At 40.9% G+C, this 15,622-nt stretch carries 14 protein-coding genes and 1 pseudogene; 7 read left to right on the forward strand and 8 right to left on the reverse strand.

Going from position 1 to position 15,622, the window contains the following annotated elements:
• The first annotated feature begins 64 nt into the window (after positions 1 to 64).
• A complete protein-coding gene (locus V7L12_RS27115; protein ID WP_335089079.1) occupies positions 65 to 505 on the forward strand; it encodes an SGNH/GDSL hydrolase family protein in 441 nt (146 codons plus the stop codon).
• Positions 506 to 513: 8 nt separating this feature from the next.
• Positions 514 to 1,557, forward strand: a complete 1,044-nt coding sequence (locus tag V7L12_RS27120) for a M42 family metallopeptidase (RefSeq protein WP_335089243.1) — start codon at positions 514 to 516, stop codon at positions 1,555 to 1,557.
• Positions 1,558 to 1,762: 205 nt separating this feature from the next.
• Here the strand turns inward: V7L12_RS27120 and V7L12_RS33385 are convergent.
• Positions 1,763 to 2,071, reverse strand: a pseudogene (locus tag V7L12_RS33385) (IS982 family transposase); the annotation flags it as partial.
• Positions 2,072 to 2,183: 112 nt separating this feature from the next.
• Between V7L12_RS33385 and nusB the strand changes: the two are divergent.
• From nusB to V7L12_RS27135, 3 genes are all read left to right on the forward strand, one after another.
• Positions 2,184 to 2,825, forward strand: coding sequence for a transcription antitermination factor NusB (gene nusB / locus V7L12_RS27125; protein WP_334815550.1), 642 nt, complete (start codon positions 2,184 to 2,186; stop codon positions 2,823 to 2,825).
• A gap of 283 nt (positions 2,826 to 3,108) precedes the next feature.
• Positions 3,109 to 4,785 (forward strand): signal recognition particle-docking protein FtsY, encoded by a 1,677-nt coding sequence (ftsY, locus tag V7L12_RS27130; protein WP_335089081.1) that lies wholly within the window; start codon positions 3,109 to 3,111, stop codon positions 4,783 to 4,785.
• 803 nt (positions 4,786 to 5,588) lie between these two features.
• The gene (locus V7L12_RS27135; RefSeq protein ID WP_335089083.1) at positions 5,589 to 6,980 is read left to right on the forward strand and encodes a PP2C family protein-serine/threonine phosphatase; all 1,392 of its coding nucleotides are present in this window, start codon (positions 5,589 to 5,591) and stop codon (positions 6,978 to 6,980) included.
• Positions 6,981 to 7,544: 564 nt separating this feature from the next.
• Here V7L12_RS27135 and V7L12_RS27140 read toward each other — a convergent pair.
• Positions 7,545 to 8,828, reverse strand: a complete 1,284-nt coding sequence (locus V7L12_RS27140) for an ankyrin repeat domain-containing protein (protein WP_335089084.1) — start codon at positions 8,826 to 8,828, stop codon at positions 7,545 to 7,547.
• A gap of 195 nt (positions 8,829 to 9,023) precedes the next feature.
• Between V7L12_RS27140 and V7L12_RS27145 the strand changes: the two genes are divergently transcribed.
• Positions 9,024 to 9,494 carry a DUF4079 domain-containing protein gene (locus V7L12_RS27145; protein WP_334815542.1) on the forward strand — a complete coding sequence of 157 codons (471 nt, stop codon included), beginning with the start codon at positions 9,024 to 9,026 and terminating at the stop codon, positions 9,492 to 9,494.
• Between the two features lie 64 nt (positions 9,495 to 9,558).
• Here the strand turns inward: V7L12_RS27145 and V7L12_RS27150 are convergent, their stop codons facing one another.
• A complete protein-coding gene (locus V7L12_RS27150) occupies positions 9,559 to 10,230 on the reverse strand; it encodes a DUF1997 domain-containing protein (protein ID WP_335089086.1) in 672 nt (223 codons plus the stop codon).
• 178 nt (positions 10,231 to 10,408) lie between these two features.
• On the opposite strand from V7L12_RS27150, the gene V7L12_RS27155 reads away from it, so the two are divergent.
• On the forward strand, positions 10,409 to 11,065 hold the full coding sequence (locus tag V7L12_RS27155; RefSeq protein ID WP_334815538.1) for an NAD(P)H-binding protein: 657 nt from the start codon (positions 10,409 to 10,411) through the stop codon (positions 11,063 to 11,065).
• Positions 11,066 to 11,206: 141 nt separating this feature from the next.
• On the opposite strand, the gene V7L12_RS27160 is transcribed toward V7L12_RS27155, so the two are convergent.
• The 5 genes from V7L12_RS27160 to hpsE (V7L12_RS27180) form a co-directional block, all read right to left on the reverse strand.
• Positions 11,207 to 11,860 carry a TIGR04282 family arsenosugar biosynthesis glycosyltransferase gene (locus tag V7L12_RS27160; RefSeq protein WP_335089088.1) on the reverse strand — a complete coding sequence of 218 codons (654 nt, stop codon included), beginning with the start codon at positions 11,858 to 11,860 and terminating at the stop codon, positions 11,207 to 11,209.
• A gap of 150 nt (positions 11,861 to 12,010) precedes the next feature.
• A complete protein-coding gene (locus tag V7L12_RS27165) occupies positions 12,011 to 12,577 on the reverse strand; it encodes a pilus assembly FimT family protein (protein ID WP_335089090.1) in 567 nt (188 codons plus the stop codon).
• A 55-nt stretch (positions 12,578 to 12,632) separates the two neighbouring features.
• Complete coding sequence (locus tag V7L12_RS27170) at positions 12,633 to 13,598, reverse strand: glycosyltransferase (protein ID WP_335089092.1); 966 nt, start codon at positions 13,596 to 13,598, stop codon at positions 12,633 to 12,635.
• On the reverse strand, positions 13,595 to 14,575 hold the full coding sequence (gene hpsE, locus V7L12_RS27175; RefSeq protein ID WP_335089094.1) for a hormogonium polysaccharide biosynthesis glycosyltransferase HpsE: 981 nt from the start codon (positions 14,573 to 14,575) through the stop codon (positions 13,595 to 13,597). The genes V7L12_RS27170 and hpsE (V7L12_RS27175) overlap by 4 nt, the downstream gene beginning before the upstream one ends.
• A 19-nt stretch (positions 14,576 to 14,594) precedes the next feature.
• Positions 14,595 to 15,563 carry a hormogonium polysaccharide biosynthesis glycosyltransferase HpsE gene (gene hpsE, locus V7L12_RS27180; RefSeq protein WP_335089095.1) on the reverse strand — a complete coding sequence of 323 codons (969 nt, stop codon included), beginning with the start codon at positions 15,561 to 15,563 and terminating at the stop codon, positions 14,595 to 14,597.
• Between the last annotated feature and the right edge of the window lie 59 nt (positions 15,564 to 15,622).

Below are 15,622 nucleotides of genomic sequence, written 5' to 3' on the forward strand. Positions count from 1 at the left end.
ATCGGCGCGAAAAAAATTTTGGTGTTTAACTTGTCAGATTTGGGACAGGTACCAGCAGCTACAATTGACGATCGCAACCCTGCAACCCTTAGTGAATCGACTAGTGAGTTTAACTTGGGTTTACGCACAAACTGTGGACGCTTTGAGTCAAAACCCAAATCTCAACATCATCTCTATTGATACTTTTTCTTTATTTAATCAGGCAAGTGCATTAGATTTTACGAATGTAACCGAGTCTTGTCTATCTAGGCTAGATATATGTGATCCAGCTAACAACAAGTTTCTCTTCTGGGACGATTTCCACCCAACGACTGCTGCTCATAAGTTAGTAGCAGACGCTGTACTGGCGGCGATTGAGGCTAAGTCTGTTCCTGAACTTTCGATAAACTTGGGGATTTTAGCCCTTAGTGCTTTTGGTGCGGTAGGATTGCTGAAGCGTCAACAAAAAAGGTCAGTAGGTCGCGTTGTTGATGCACAATTGTCTCATATAACAGTTGAAAACTAAACTAATTGATGTGGGATTACGATCGCTTATTTGAAATTATTGAAGAATTAATCATGCACCATTCTCCGAGTGGTGCAGAAACTGAGATTAACCAGTTGTTAATGCAACGATTTGCGGCGCTGGGTGTGGAAGTCTGGTGCGATCGCGCTGATAATATTATTGCCAAGATTCCAGGAAAAAACCCAGAGCGAGCGATCGCCATCACAGCACATAAAGACGAAATTGGTGCAATTGTCAAGAGTATTGGTGATCAAGGTCGTGTCAAAGTCAGCAAACTTGGCGGTTCTTTCCCGTGGGTTTACGGCGAAGGCGTTGTCGATTTACTGGGAGATAACGAAACTATCAACGGTATTCTCAGCTTTGGTTCCCGTCACGTTTCCCACGAATCACCCCAAAAAGTCCAGCAGGAAGATACTACTGTTAAGTGGGAAAATGCCTGGATTGAAACGAAGCTGACATCTGCTCAATTAGAAGCAGCTGGTATTCGGCCTGGAACTAGAATGGTGATTGGCAAACATCGCAAGCGTCCAATTCGGTTAAAGGATCATATTGCTGGTTACACTTTGGATAACAAAGCTTCTGTTGCGATTTTGCTAGCTTTGGCTGAAAATCTCAAACAGCCAGTAGTCGATGTTTATTTAGTAGCGTCGGCAAAAGAAGAAGTGGGAGCAATTGGGGCGCTATTTTTTACCCAAAATCAGCGTTTGGATGCCTTGATTGCTTTAGAAATTTGTCCATTATCTGAGGAATATCCGATTAAAGATGGCGAAAGTCCTGTACTTTTATCTCAAGATGCTTATGGAATATATGATGAGGGGCTAAATGGACAACTGCGCCAATCTGCCAAGCAACTTGATGTAGTAGTGCAGCTAGCGATACTGAGTCAGTTTGGTAGTGATGCTTCAATTGCGATGAAATTTGGTCATGTTGGGCGTGCTGCGTGTTTGGCATTTCCCACACAAAATACACATGGATATGAAATTGCTCATTTAGGAGCGATCGCTAATTGTATCGATTTGTTAAAAGCTTTCTGCGAAACTGAGTTTGAGTGATACTTAGAGGCTTTGATTTGAAGGAGCAATCTCGCATATCAACCAAAAATAGCCAGAAAAAGGTTTTGCAAAGCTTGAAAGTCTGGCTCCTGAAGTCGCCCTAATTTTTTAATCACTAGCCCTTTATCTATGGTGACCTAAGTTCGGCTTAAACATATGAAGTTAAAAACCATTCCATTTTAAGGCTGGGTTTCTTAGGTTGATGACAATAAGCGATTAATCCGCACAAAGGTATCATCGTTGATGGTATCCATTCAATAAATCGTTGATAACTGGGAAGACCTGGAAAAGCTTAACACCATTGCTGTTTGACATGATTTAAATAAAAATGCTTGAAATTACGATAGTGGTTTTGATGAAAAGCGATGAGAAGCGTCATGATTTGGCTCAAGCATAGGCTTTTAGCACGAATACGCTTGATTACTTCCTGATTTAATCGCTTTTTGTGCCATTGAGCTTCAAAAGCTTTACATAAATCATCTACATGACAAAACAAAGCATCTAAACTAAACATAGGGCAGGTTGCTGGATTTGTTGTTATTTTCAGCTTACTACCTGTCCTTTTCTTTATCCCGAACTCAGGTTTGCCTAGTTAATCAGTTCTCGCACAATCACTCCTCAGTTTTATGCAACCTCGTAAACCCCAGCAAATTGCTCGTGAATTGGCGCTTTTAAGCCTTAGCCAATTGCCAGTCAACCCAAAGAAATTAGATAAATTGGAAGACGATCAACTAGTATCCAAGTTGGTACTAGGTGCAGTACGTACTCTGACTTCAGAAGTACAAGATACTCTCGATAATGCCGCAGGTGAACTGCAACGCAGTAACGATCGCCTCTTAAGTAGCCAAACTCGGGCCTCCGACCTCAATACTGCCAGAACAATGCTTCAAGAAGCGATTACCTGTACCCAGACAGCAATCAATCAGTTGGGTACGGCAGTTGATTTCCCAGTATTGATTCAGTTAGCTAATCAGGACAAGGGAGTTCGGAATTACGCTAAAGAGCTTGTGATTACCGTCAACGAAAATCGACACATTATAGATGAACTCATTTCTGCTGCCTTAGTAGATTGGCAAGTAACTCGCCTCGCCCAAATTGACCGCGATATCTTGCAAATCGCCGTGGCAGAAATGAAGTTCTTAGGAGTTCCAGACAGTATCGCCATCAACGAAGCTGTGGAGCTAGCCAAACGCTACAGTGGAGACGATGGTCATCGCTTTATTAACGGTGTTTTGCGCCGAGTCACTGAGCAGAAAAAAACTGCGTAGTACTGCTGCGGAATTCGTAATTCGTAATTCCTATACTGCCGTGGAGAAAAGTCTGTAGCCGCTTCTGCGGCTTCCTCAAGCGGAACCTCTTCCATCGCCCTTGGCGTCTCGTAGAGAAGGGGAGATGCTGCGCGAACAGAGGAAACCTTTTCTTGTACCGATTTTCTTTAAACTGGCGTTGAAAGGTGAGGATAACCCGGAAGTTTTTACCCCAAGAAAAAGTGCAAAGTTAAATTAAACTCATAACTTATAACTTATAACTCATATAACTAATACTGCTGCAATGGTTTTTAATTGGTTCCGTCGTCAACATCACGATTCCTCTAACACTCCCTCTGATAAGAAACAGGAAGAAACTCCTCCAGCACAAGAACCCCAACTAGAGCCAGCCGAAACCTCAACACCAACTGCTGAAACTACACCAGACACAACGGCAGACTTATTAGCATTTGCGAAAGCTGCCTACAAAAATATTCAGCAAAAACAGCAAGTCGAGGTAGTAGAAACCGCACCCGATCTAGCAGATACCTTAGCATCATCAATACAACCTGAAACCGTAGAAACGGTAATTGGGGAAATCACTGAACCAGAAGCAACTGAGGAAGTTGCTAATACAACCCTAGAAACTACACAGCCAGAAGTTATCCAAGCTGCTAGTGAGGAAGAAATTACAGAAGATTCCTCAGTGGCAGCAATTGCCGATCAGCCAGATGTTTCCAGCTCAGAACTCACGGCAAGTGAAGTTGAACCAACACCCACCGAACCACTAGCTACGCCAGAGGCAACACAGCCAACAGCACCAGCTAACTTATCCTTTTTAGAACGTGCGGCGGCAGAACGGCAAGCAAAGCTAGAACAACTAATAGCCACCGCCATTGAAGTTCCAGAACCTGAGGTAGTACTACAGCCAGTAGCGACAACCTCAGAAACAGGAGAGGAAATTCCCGGACTGCTATTTGATGATGGGTTTGTCTGGTCGGCGAAAGTTCTAGCAGCTCAAGGTAGAAGTGCAGAAGACGTTTCAATTGAAGAAATTACCTGGCTGAAAAAGCTCCGGCAAGGATTAGACAAAACTCGCCGTAGTATTCTCAACCAACTAAAGGCGATCGTTGGTCAAGGGCCGCTAAACCTTGCTGCTGTGACGGAAATTGAGGCATTGCTTTTGCAAGCTGATGTGGGTGTAGAGGCGACAGACTTTATTATCAATGCTCTACAGACAAAACTTCGAGAAGAAGTCACCGCACCTGAAGAAGCGATCGCTTTCCTGAAAAAAATCCTCCGGGATATGCTGGATGCACCGAGCAAAACCTCCCATAAAACTACCTTTACCCCAGAAAAAGAAACCTTAAATATTTGGTTAATCACTGGGGTAAATGGTGCCGGTAAAACCACCACCATCGGCAAAATTGCCCACCTGGGACAAAAATCTGGCTATAAATGCTTGATTGGGGCAGCAGACACATTTCGCGCCGCCGCCGTGGAACAGGTGAAGGTTTGGGGTAGTAGAAGTGGCGTGGATGTAATTGCCAATCCGGGAAAGAATACAGATCCGGCAGCAGTTGTATTTGATGCGATCGCAGCCGCCCAAGCGCGTCAAACCGAATTGCTTCTGGTAGATACAGCTGGGCGACTGCAAAACAAGAAAAATTTAATGGACGAACTCGGTAAAATCCGGCGAATTATCGATAAAAAAGCCCCAAATGCCAAGGTAGAATCACTATTGGTTCTAGATGCCACTTTAGGCCAAAATGGACTGCGGCAAGCCGAAGTTTTTTCCCAAGCTGCCCAACTCAGTGGTGTTGTCTTAACCAAGCTAGATGGCACTGCCAAAGGCGGCGTTGCTCTTGCCGTTGTGCAGCAGCTAGGTTTACCCATTCGCTTTATTGGTGCTGGCGAAGGAATTGAAGACCTACGCCCCTTTTCGAGCTATGAGTTTGTCGAAGCTCTCTTGAGTGGTTAGTTGAAAAATTTCGAGTTAAAAATTTTTCTTAACAAACTTAGGACTTACGCAATACTGTATGATTCTTCTCTGGGAGACACTGCGCGTTGACGTAAGCCTCTGACAGAGAAGGAGATTCGATAAATTAAGCTTTTTAGCTATTTTTTCGTAAGTCCTAAAACTGATAAATTTAGGGATGACTGATCTGTTATTATCACTTGAACTAACTAGAAACAGCTCAAGTCCTAAAATTATGAATTTGTCACAATAAATGAGTGACTTTTGCTAAAATTTCTAGCTAATGCCCTTTTTGAAGTCTTAAACGGACTTTTTAAATGTAGTAGTACGGTATTTAGTGCGACATACAAAAGCCCCTAGACTATGGGTGTAAGTCTGTTTTTTAGAAAATAAAGCTCGATTTGAGCGCTTATAGACGTTTTCACTCAAAAGACTTCTAGTCTCCTAGTTACTTCTGACCAAACAGTTCCTCTGAAAGCGTTATAAATTATTCTTTGAATAAAGTATTTTTATGACTTTAGAGATATGCTTTGGTAATTAAGTTATGAAAAGATGAAAATCTTTCTGAAATCTCAGCAAAACTAGTAATTTTTACGGGTACAATTTGGACTAAAAATATATGATTTGAAATTACTAATATTCCATTAGAAATACAATAAGCAAATAAAATACTTATAAAATTTGCCTGTTACGTCTTTATACTCTTGCTAAAATGGCAAGTCTTGTCTAAATATGGTTTAGCAATGCCAAAGCCAAAAGATTTATAAGTAATCTAAAATCTGCCAATATAAAGTGCAATAACACCTGTGCCTGTGTCTCAACTGCCCTCTCAACCCACTGATAATAATAGTAATGCCACCACGGATGTCACACCAGTCGTGGCACTCAAAGAACTCGTGGCAAGGTTGCACCGGGAACAGAACAAAATTCAAGATTTGCTAAGTTCTTTAGGATTTGCCCTGAGAAGTTTCAATAATTTGAATCAGTTTTTGGAACTGATTCCGCTGATGGCAACAAGAGTGACAGATGCAGACGGTAGCGCCCTGTTTCTCTACAAACCTAATGGTCAAGTCAGGTTAGAACAGTTACATTGGCAAGATAGTGGCCAGCGCAAGAATATCCGCAAAGCGCTAGAAATAGCCAGTAGTCAAATCACGCTTTTGCCCAATACTGCCCCCCTAGCGAAAGCCACGGGGATTTTGGATGACCAGATGCATCGCTATTTGGGGCCAGATGTGCAAATCTTTGGTACAGCGATTCTGGTAAAGCATACAGAACGGGGATGGCTCTATGTCTTGAGCCGCGATCCAGAATATAGTTGGACAGAAACCAGGCAAAAGTTAGTTAGGTTAGTGGCAGACCAAACAGCAGTAGCGATCGAAAACGATGAACTAGCTGTAGAACTCAGAAAAAAAGAACGCCTAGACCAAGAACTAGAAATTGGCGCAGAAATTCAACGGCGACTTCTACCACGTCAATGCCCTACAATTCCTGGTGCAGTCCTGGCGGCACGCTGTAAACCTGCCAATCGGGTTGGCGGAGACTACTACGACTTTATTGCTACCAATCATAATAAGATTCAGCCCAAGATCAAAGGTGGTACGGAAACTAGTCGCTGGGGTTTGGTTATTGGAGATGTCATGGGCAAAGGTGTCCCTGCTGGGCTGATTATGACGATGATGCGGGGAATGCTACGAGGAGAAGTACTACATGGTAATTCCCCCGCCAGAATTCTACAAAACTTAAATAGAGTTATGTATGCGGATTTGGAAAATTCCCATCGCTTTGTAACACTATTTTACTCAGAATATAACCCCCACAGCCGAATTCTGTCTTATAGCAATGCGGCACACAATCCTCCTTTGTGGTGGCACGCAGCTACAAAAACTGTCACCCGTTTAGATACTTTGGGAATGTTAATCGGTTTGGATGCTAATAGCCAATATGAAGATGCCCAGGCACAGCTAGAGCCTGGAGATACAATTATTTACTATACAGATGGCTTAACTGATGCCGCTGCTGCTGGTGGCGATCGCTTCGATGAAGACAATTTTGTTGCTGGCTTCAATATTGCTTGTAAATACTGCAATGGTCCAGAGGAGATTGTGGATTACCTATTTGATCAAGTTCAGCAATTCATCGGTGCTGATAAACAAAACACTGATGATATGACACTAGTTGTTCTGCAAATCTTATAATCATTGGCTATTTATACTCGATCAAGTCATGAGTCAATGCTTGAGTTTATGGTGACAGAGGATTCACCACAGTGATTCCACTAAATTTAATTTTTTATTTATTTTTCTTTGAGTTTCCGTAGGATGTCTCAAACCTTTGCACATCAACCTTTTTTTGTGACTGTTTGTATTTAGCCTTTAGGATAGAAATATAAAAAATGATCGTTAGAATACTTTTCTGTTCAATTAAAAACTATATATTTTGCACATCTAGCACAGTAGGAAACGCCAAGGGGGAGAGCAGGTAAAATGTACAAGGTAAAAAGTAAAAGGTAAATTTACTTCTTCATTTTTGCTTTCTTTCTATCCTTGTGACGCAAGCATTTGGTCTGCTCCCTTTTGGCGTTTTAATTTTTTATTTCTCCGCCGTAGCAAGTTCACAACAGCTACGACGGAGTTTTGCTTTCTTTGTTTCTTCGCCTAGATTTGGTTTTTTTAAACTTCCTTGGTATTTAAGCTGCTAACCTTCATTTAATAATTTGTCAAGATATTTCTGAAAATATTTTAGATGAAGAAATTAGATTGCTATTCTTGCGCCCCAGCTTTTTGCAAACTCCGCACCACATTCTTATAACCATTAAATTCTGCAATCATCAAAGCAGTATAACCGCCCCGGTTTTTCAAATTCACATCTGCCCCAGCTTGGAGTAATAACTGCACAATTTCGCCATAACCTGCTGAAGCAGCCCACATCAATGATGTGGCCCTCGCTGAATCTTGAAAATTCACATCTGCCTCCTTTGCCAGCAGCAAATGTACGATCTCTTTGTGTTTGCGTTCAGTTGCCTTGATCAAAGCAGTTTTGCCATCATCCCCTGAAATGTTGACATCAGCACCATAGTCTAACAACACTTCCACCGTTTGCGTGTGTCCTTGTGATGCAGCCAACGTTAAAGGTACTTCACCAAGATTTTTTCCATTTATATCTCCGCCAGAACGTAGCAGTGCCTCGACAATTTGGCTATGTCCCTGCAATGCTGCTACAAGCAGTGGTGTATCGCCCAGGTGGTTGCTAATTTGGACCTCTGCACCTCTATTAAGTAACATTTGCACAACATCAATGTAGCCTTCCACAACGGCAAGGTGTAAGGCAGTTTCACCATCTTGATCTTGAAGATTAATCTGGGCATCTCGATCTAGTAAAGCTGCTGCGATCACACTGTGTCCAGCCGCTGCTGCTGCCGATAGGGCAGTTCCACCATCAGCGTTTTTCACATTCACATCAGCCCCTGCTGCTAGCAGTGCTTCTACAATCTCCAAATGTCCCAAGTCTGCCGCTAGCATTAAGAGTGTCTCACCCTCCTCATCGTGGATATTGACATCGACACCAGTTTGGAGAATTGCTTCTATAATTTCTATTTTTCCCTGCTTAACGGCGAGTTTTAACGCCGTATCATCATCTTTATCAGCGATATTAACTTGGGCACCAGCAGCCAATAAAACTCGCACTACATCAATATGACCTTTGAGTACTGCTGCCATTAAAGCTGTACTGCCATCTTCATTAGTAGCATTAACATCTGCACCTCTAGATAGTAAAAGTTGCACAATGTCAAGCTGTTTGGCACTAGCCGCCAACATCAAAGCCGTCAAACCATAGAGTTTTCTGGGCAAGTTGATATTTGCCCCAGCATCCAGCAGCGATCGCACAATTTCGGTGTAGCCTAAATTAGCAGCAAACATTAACGCCGTAGTGCCTTGGCGATCGCACGCGTCCACCCTCGTACCAGCCGCTAATAGCGTACACAGCCCTTTAATATCACCACTTTTAGCAGCTTTTAGCAGCAAAGTATCTTTGTTTTCAGTCATGGATCAGATCCCACACAGGGGATTTTGTTCGTCTACCCTCAAAATTTAGTCTGAGATTGTTTATCCACTTTGGCAAGAGGCCGAAGGAAAATAGTCGGTGAGGATGGGGAGTCTCTTTTAATTTGTGCCAATTTAAGCACAGAAAATAGAGTTATGCTAATTTTTATGAAGATTTAATGATTAGGCGAGAACACGATGAGTCTGGAACTTTCTACGTCGGTAAAATATTGGCTGAACTTCATTCATCCTGTGCTCATGTGGGCGCTATTAGCACTTTCAATTTATGCTGCCTATTTGGGGCTGCAAGTACAGCGTACCAGAAATGCTCAGGGGGAAGAAAAGAAAGAACTGATTAAAGGTAGATATAACGTCAAACACTACCAAATGGGGTCTATACTCCTAGCTTTGATGGTAGCAGGTGCGATCGCTGCTATGGCTGTCACTTACATTAATAACCAAAAGTTATTTTTCGGTTCTCACTTACTAGCAGGACTGGGTATGACGAGTTTGATTGCATTTTCTGCTGCTTTGTCTCCTTATATGCAGAAAGGGGCAAATTGGGCACGTGCAACTCACATTTTGCTGAATTTTATCCTTTTGGGACTTTTTGCTTGGCAGGCTGTTACTGGGGTGCAAATTGTCCAAAAAATTCTCACTCAAGCATAGTCATTTGTCATTTGTCCTTTGTCCGTTGTCATTAGTGTATGAGAAATGACAAAGGACTTTTGACTCAGCGCTTTTGTTTAGAATTAGCAGGAAAGGGTATTTCCAAAGATTTATGAAAATCTTCCTGAACTTTGCGAGTTAAGCGGCGGGAGACTTGGCGGACAATTTGGTTAAGTAAGCGATCGCCTGTAGATTGAATTATAGACTTAGGTAATCGCTGAATAAATCTGGGAAAGTGAAGATAAACTATCAAATCCAATTCCCATTCAACTTTTGTCATCTCGCCAATACTACTGCAAGCATCGTTTCCTATTAACTGTAGAGATGCCCGATAATCTACGTCATAACCAGGCGGCTGGTAGTCAGGAATGGGGATTGTATGGATGCGGTAAATACCCTCCTCTGGGGGCAACAATTCTAAACCAATTTTCGGTTCTACTTCATAACCGAAGGAACCAAAACGACCAATTGTTAAAGCATAGCCATTTTCCCCAAGTGATTGTACCTTCATGGGTTCAGCGCAGCGCGAAAACCATGAGGCGTGAGCATTAAGATACTCAGCGACCTTTTCTACTGGGGCAGCCATTTCCATAAAATCTTGATAACGACCGTAAAATTTTGTGAGCGTCGCTACATTTGGTTCTGTTAATGTGTCCTCGGCTTCTTGGCTGGACGCTACAGGTAAAACTGCTTCTGTTATTTCCCAGGATTTATATTCGCTTTTTCTTGAAAGCATAAATGCATTACTGTATATTTTGGCGTTAGTCTATATTAATGATTCCCCACACACCTGGGTCATTTCGCATTCAGATCCCATTTTGACCGAAACCTCATTAATCTGCGATCGACTCCATAGAATTACTAAAATAAAGAACTGAACAAGCACACAATAGTTTCCCAGGATAGCATTTATTATGAAAGCATTTGTAGCAGGGGCAACAGGTGAAACAGGTCGCCGGATTGTGCAAGAATTGATAGCGCGGAATATTCCCGTCCGAGCCTTGGTGCGGGATATAGAGAAAGCTAGGGGTATTCTGTCTCCTGAAGCCGAATTAGTGGTAGGCGATGTGTTACAACCAGAAAGTTTAACTGCTGCATTGGGAGATAGCACAGTTGTGTTGGTTGCGACTGGGGCAAAACCTAGCTTTGACCCCACTGGCCCCTATAAAGTGGATTTTGAAGGGACTAAAAATTTAGTAGATGCTGCTAAGGCAAAGGGAATTGAGCATCTTATCTTAGTTTCTTCTTTGTGTACTTCCCGGCTTTTCCATCCGCTGAACTTGTTTTGGCTAATTTTGTTGTGGAAAAAACAAGCTGAAGAGTATATTCAGAAAAGTGGTCTTACTTATACGATTGTCCGGCCTGGGGGGTTGAAGAATGAAGACAACTCCGACCACATCGTGATGCAAAGTGCAGATACACTGTTTGATGGTAGCATCCCCAGGCAGAAAGTCGCCCAAGTTGCTGTTGAGGCGCTGTTTGAAGCAGATGCACGCAATAAAATTGTCGAAATTGTTGCTAAACCTGAAGCAGTCTCAAAAAGCTTTAAGGAGCTATTTCAGCAGTGCTGATATTCCACAGGATTTTATTGCTTCTGTCTCTTAATTCTCATCCCCAAGATCATCGGCTCACATCTTTATGGAAAAGTAATGCCTACGCACTTTTTCAATTAGCTTGCATTATCTAAATTGACCCCCCTTTGATTCCACTCCCTAAAGCGATCGCTCCATCTTTCCTGCAAGGGCTTGTTCCCAAATTGGCAGATCCTCCGGTCGGTCAACATCAGCTAAGGGCAACAAGTCCACGTATGATAAATTAAGTTTCTGGGCAATATCCACGGTTTTCTGGAATACTTGAGCAGTTCCCCACTCAATGTTAACGAATAGCTCCGGGATGGGTTGGCGCAAACCAATTAAGTAATATCCACCATCGATCGCAGGCCCAAGTACGAGATCAAAGGCGTGTAACTTCTCAAAGGCTGTTGCTAAAATCTGGGCATTTACTCCAGGACAATCTGTACCAATGATAATTACTTTTTCTGCACCAGATTGAAAAGTATCAAAAAGCGATCGCGCCATCCGCAAACCTAGATCCCCTTCACCTTGAGACTGGTAAACCAAATCCAACCCCAGCCAGTCTTGCATAAGTTGCGAATCGCCACCTGCAAACCGCACTTCCACAGATATGTCAATGGCTTTTTGCAATTCTTGAACCTGAAATATGGTGTGTTCAGTCATTTCCCGTTGAAGATTGGCAGCACCAACATTTCCCAAAACAGGTATCAATCGGGTTTTTGTCTTACCTGCTTCTGGATAGCGAGTAAAAATAATCAGGTGCTGTTTTGAGTTTGCTGGTAAGTTCAGCACACAATACCTTGTTTAATTGAATAAAAAATATCTTAAACCACATCTATTTTGAGAACCATAGTTTTTAAAAGTAGTAGGAGCATTGTTGCTACCTGCTGGTAGTAGTGGGCAAGATGCCCGCACTACTCAAGGTTTCAAAATCGACGAGGTTTAATAGCAATACTTGCCGTTATCGGCTCTAGTATGTTCTTTTGCCGTTCGCATTGTCCCTAAAAGCGTTGAAACAATAACACAACGTTTAGCTTGACCACCAGATTTGCTGGATAACGTGATCCTTCCTAAATCTTTAGCGTTACCTTTGTAGTCAAATGGAACTTTTTGTATACTACTTAGTGACGGTTGGAAGTTTGTCTCAGAATCAAGGCTTATATTAGCATCTAAGTTATTCCAGTTAGCGTTAGATGGATTTACTGTAGCAGGATGAACTGCCCATTGAACGATATTGTTTTGTTCGCGAAAGCTTGCTTGCCAAGTCAATTTTTCCTTGGTGGCTTGCCTTTGGGCTTGACGCATAGCATAGTAAACCTCGTTTTGAGCAGTGTTAAGGCGGCGAGTATCCATAAAAGCTAGCCAATTGGCTATTCCCAGCGTAGCCAATATACCAATTAATACAACAATTACTAACATCTCTGGTAAGGTAAAACCACTGTTTGAGTGCTTATTTTTAAAGAGATTTTTTGCATAAACTAAAGACGGTAGATGCACCAGGCTATCCATTTTTTATTCCGATAGTTTTTCAGCTACCTAGCTGTTAAACAATGTTTCAGTTTTTTTAGCTTTTTACTTCGCGCTGGTTAGTAATATTATCGAGCAACGTAGGCAGTAAAAGGATTATGAGAATTTTTAATAATAGTTTTAAAGTGAAAGTTATGTGCTGAACCCTTGAAGAGTCATTCATAACATAATTCCATAAAAATTTAGCCGCAGTTAAACCTTTTTGTCGATTAAACGGCTTTTGTAGGGCTTTGCATGTTAGGTACTTATATAAATTCGCCAGGCTTAGATTCCAAATATTCTTAAGTGCTAAAGACCTTTCCTTATATGCTCTCTCAAGCACCTGCAAGCAAGCTTTTTCTTGCCTGACAAGATTGGAAGAAACTGAATTAGCAATTATACGGTATAGGGTTTGTGCAGATGGAACACATATAAAATCAAATTTACAGGCTAATCGCAGCCACATATCCCAATCTTGAGCAGCACATAGAGATTCATCAAATCCGCCTAATTCGATTAAAGCTTCTCTACGAATCAAAGGATTGGAGCCATTCTCCAAAAAATTTGTCACTAATAACTTTTCATAAACGTCTCCATTGGCTGTAACGTGTGTACCAGAGAGTACTATTTCACTCTTTTCATCGATATAATCAGTCCAACTGTAAGCAACTTTTGCAGTCAAATTTTCTTGCAGAGCCTTTAATTGAGATTTAAGTTTATCACGTGTCCAAAGATCATCTGCATCTAAGAAACTAACAAATTCTCCAACTGCACGGTTTAGCCCTCGGTTACGACTAACGTTTCCGCCAGCATTGGGATAAGAAAATACTTTTATTCGAGGGTCTTTAATTTCTGTAATAATATCTAAAGTTGAGTCTTGCGAACCATCATTTATTATAATTAATTCAAAGTTAGTAAAAGTTTGATTTAAAACAGACTGAATTGTTTCTTTAATGGTTTTTTCGCTATTGTAAGCTGGTATAATTACAGAAATAATTGTTACATCCAAAGTTGATTCAATCATTTTGTTGTATTTCCTAAAATTCTGTCTATTTTCCATTTTAGAGAATAAAAAGGACTGATCATACTAGCAAAGTAAAAATTAATTTCAAAAATTACAATTAAATTAGTTTTTAATTGACCTCTATACTTAATAAGATGCTGTAATACTCGGTGTAGATTTCCTAAGATAGTTTTAACTAAAACTATTGGTTTTTGCCAGGTTTTAGCATTGATCAAGCGTAGCTGGAAAATACACAGACCACAACCACGCGCTAGCACTAGTAAGTAATCTTTTTCTAACCTCCAATGTGGAATTTGATGATTGATATGCATCGCGGGATTATACCAGATTTCCCAACCTGCTTTGTGTAAATATAAGAGAGCTTCTGTATCATCCCCGCCAACCATCAATTTATTCAGTCTACCCTTAAAAACCAATTCTTCAGGAACACTTTCACACCAAGCTTGCTTACGAATAACCAATGCAGCACCTGGAGGAAGTCTTAAATTATTTGCATCAAATAAATATGGTTGTAGTCCGTGTTCCCGGATAGCTAAAAAGGCTTGAATTCTTGTAAAATCTTTTGGGGGGCTTACTTCAAAATCACCGTGGATTTGACCACTCCAGGCACCAGCTTGAGGATGCTCTTTGCCAAAAGTATAAGACTGGAAAACCCAATCTGATGCTGGGAGATTATCATCATCTATGAATGCAATAAACTCACCTCTAGCTTCATTAATAGACCGCATTCTTGCAAATGCTATTCCCTGTTGTTTTTCTTGAAAATACCTCAATGTAAAGTTTTGATTAAATTTTTTTTGGTAATAATCAGCTACTTGATTCGTCTCATCTTTACTATTATTGTCAATAATAATAACTTCCCAATTTAGGCTTTCTATACCTGTCTGATTGAGTAGCAAATCTAAAACTTTAGGTAAACGTTTTGCACCATTGTATGTAGGAATAGCTACTGTAAAATCTAATTGTTCAATATCCATATAAATAAAATATTAATTTCTAATTATATTTTTTAGTTAAATAGCCATTCTTCCAAAGATAAAAAGGACTAATAAAACTGCTTAAAAATAGTTGCATTTCGCAAGCAGCTACTAAATCATTTTTCAACATAGTTCTATATTTAAGCAAGTGTAAAATTATTTTACGCAGGTCATTTATCAGATAAGCTAAAAAAGCAACTGGTCTATATACCTGTTTGATATTAACCATTCTCGTTACATAACGGCTAAGTCCAATACCTCGAAAAAATGGAATTAAATAATCTTTTTGCAAACGAAATTTTGGTATTTTATGAAAAACTTCCATTTCTGGGTTATACCAAATTTCCCATCCTGATTTTTGGATATAAGACAACATTTCTAAGTCTTCACTGGTAAGCATACTGCCTTTAACTCTCCCAGTTAAGATAGGCTTATCTGGTACACTTTCTAACCACGCTTGTTTACGGACAACAAGTCCGGCAGATGGGGGTAGCAATTTTTTAGCTGCTTCATATAATAGTGGTAAATTACCTCGCTCTGTAATTGCCAAGAATGGAGCAATTCGCTGAAAGTTTTCTGGTGGTTCTACTTCCCAGTCAGGATGAATTTGGCTGCCATAAGCTCCTGCCTTCGGATACTTTTCACCAAAAGCATAAGCTGCTGATACCCAATTTGATACTGGGTAATTGTCATCATCTAGAAAACCTATGAGTCTACCTTTAGCTTCTAAAACTGCCTTTTTTCGCGCATAAGCTGCGCCTTGTTTTGCTTCAAAGCAATACTTTAAAGGGTAAGGGCATCGCCAATTTTTTTGATAGGTTTGAACAACCTTAGCTGTGTTATCAGTGCTGTTGTTGTCTACAACTATAATTTCCCAAGATAAATTTTCGGTGTGAAGTTGGTTTTGTAGTCGTTCTAGTAGTTCAGGTAAACGACTTTCACCGTTATAAGTTGGGATAGCTACAGTCAAGTCAAGGTTCTCAGTCATTTTACGAAAGGTATATTTTGATGATGATGCTTTTTATATGTTCAGCCAATGGCTAATTT

Origin of the sequence: Nostoc sp., assembly GCF_036918245.1 — a bacterium.
Classification (GTDB): domain Bacteria; phylum Cyanobacteriota; class Cyanobacteriia; order Cyanobacteriales; family Nostocaceae; genus Nostoc.

Excerpts from the sequence above, each read along its gene's own strand:
- hpsE (WP_335089094.1), bottom strand. The coding sequence starts at position 14,575 with ATGGATATTGAACAATTAGATTTTACAGTAGCTATTCCTACATACAAT.
- V7L12_RS27140 (WP_335089084.1), bottom strand. The coding sequence starts at position 8,828 with ATGACTGAAAACAAAGATACTTTGCTGCTAAAAGCTGCTAAAAGTGGT.
- V7L12_RS27155 (WP_334815538.1), top strand. The coding sequence starts at position 10,409 with ATGAAAGCATTTGTAGCAGGGGCAACAGGTGAAACAGGTCGCCGGATT.
- V7L12_RS27145 (WP_334815542.1), top strand. The coding sequence starts at position 9,024 with ATGAGTCTGGAACTTTCTACGTCGGTAAAATATTGGCTGAACTTCATT.
- V7L12_RS27170 (WP_335089092.1), bottom strand. The coding sequence starts at position 13,598 with ATGATTGAATCAACTTTGGATGTAACAATTATTTCTGTAATTATACCA.
- nusB (WP_334815550.1), top strand. The coding sequence starts at position 2,184 with ATGCAACCTCGTAAACCCCAGCAAATTGCTCGTGAATTGGCGCTTTTA.
- hpsE (WP_335089095.1), bottom strand. The coding sequence starts at position 15,563 with ATGACTGAGAACCTTGACTTGACTGTAGCTATCCCAACTTATAACGGT.
- ftsY (WP_335089081.1), top strand. The coding sequence starts at position 3,109 with ATGGTTTTTAATTGGTTCCGTCGTCAACATCACGATTCCTCTAACACT.
- V7L12_RS27165 (WP_335089090.1), bottom strand. The coding sequence starts at position 12,577 with ATGGATAGCCTGGTGCATCTACCGTCTTTAGTTTATGCAAAAAATCTC.
- V7L12_RS27120 (WP_335089243.1), top strand. The coding sequence starts at position 514 with ATGTGGGATTACGATCGCTTATTTGAAATTATTGAAGAATTAATCATG.
- V7L12_RS27150 (WP_335089086.1), bottom strand. The coding sequence starts at position 10,230 with ATGCTTTCAAGAAAAAGCGAATATAAATCCTGGGAAATAACAGAAGCA.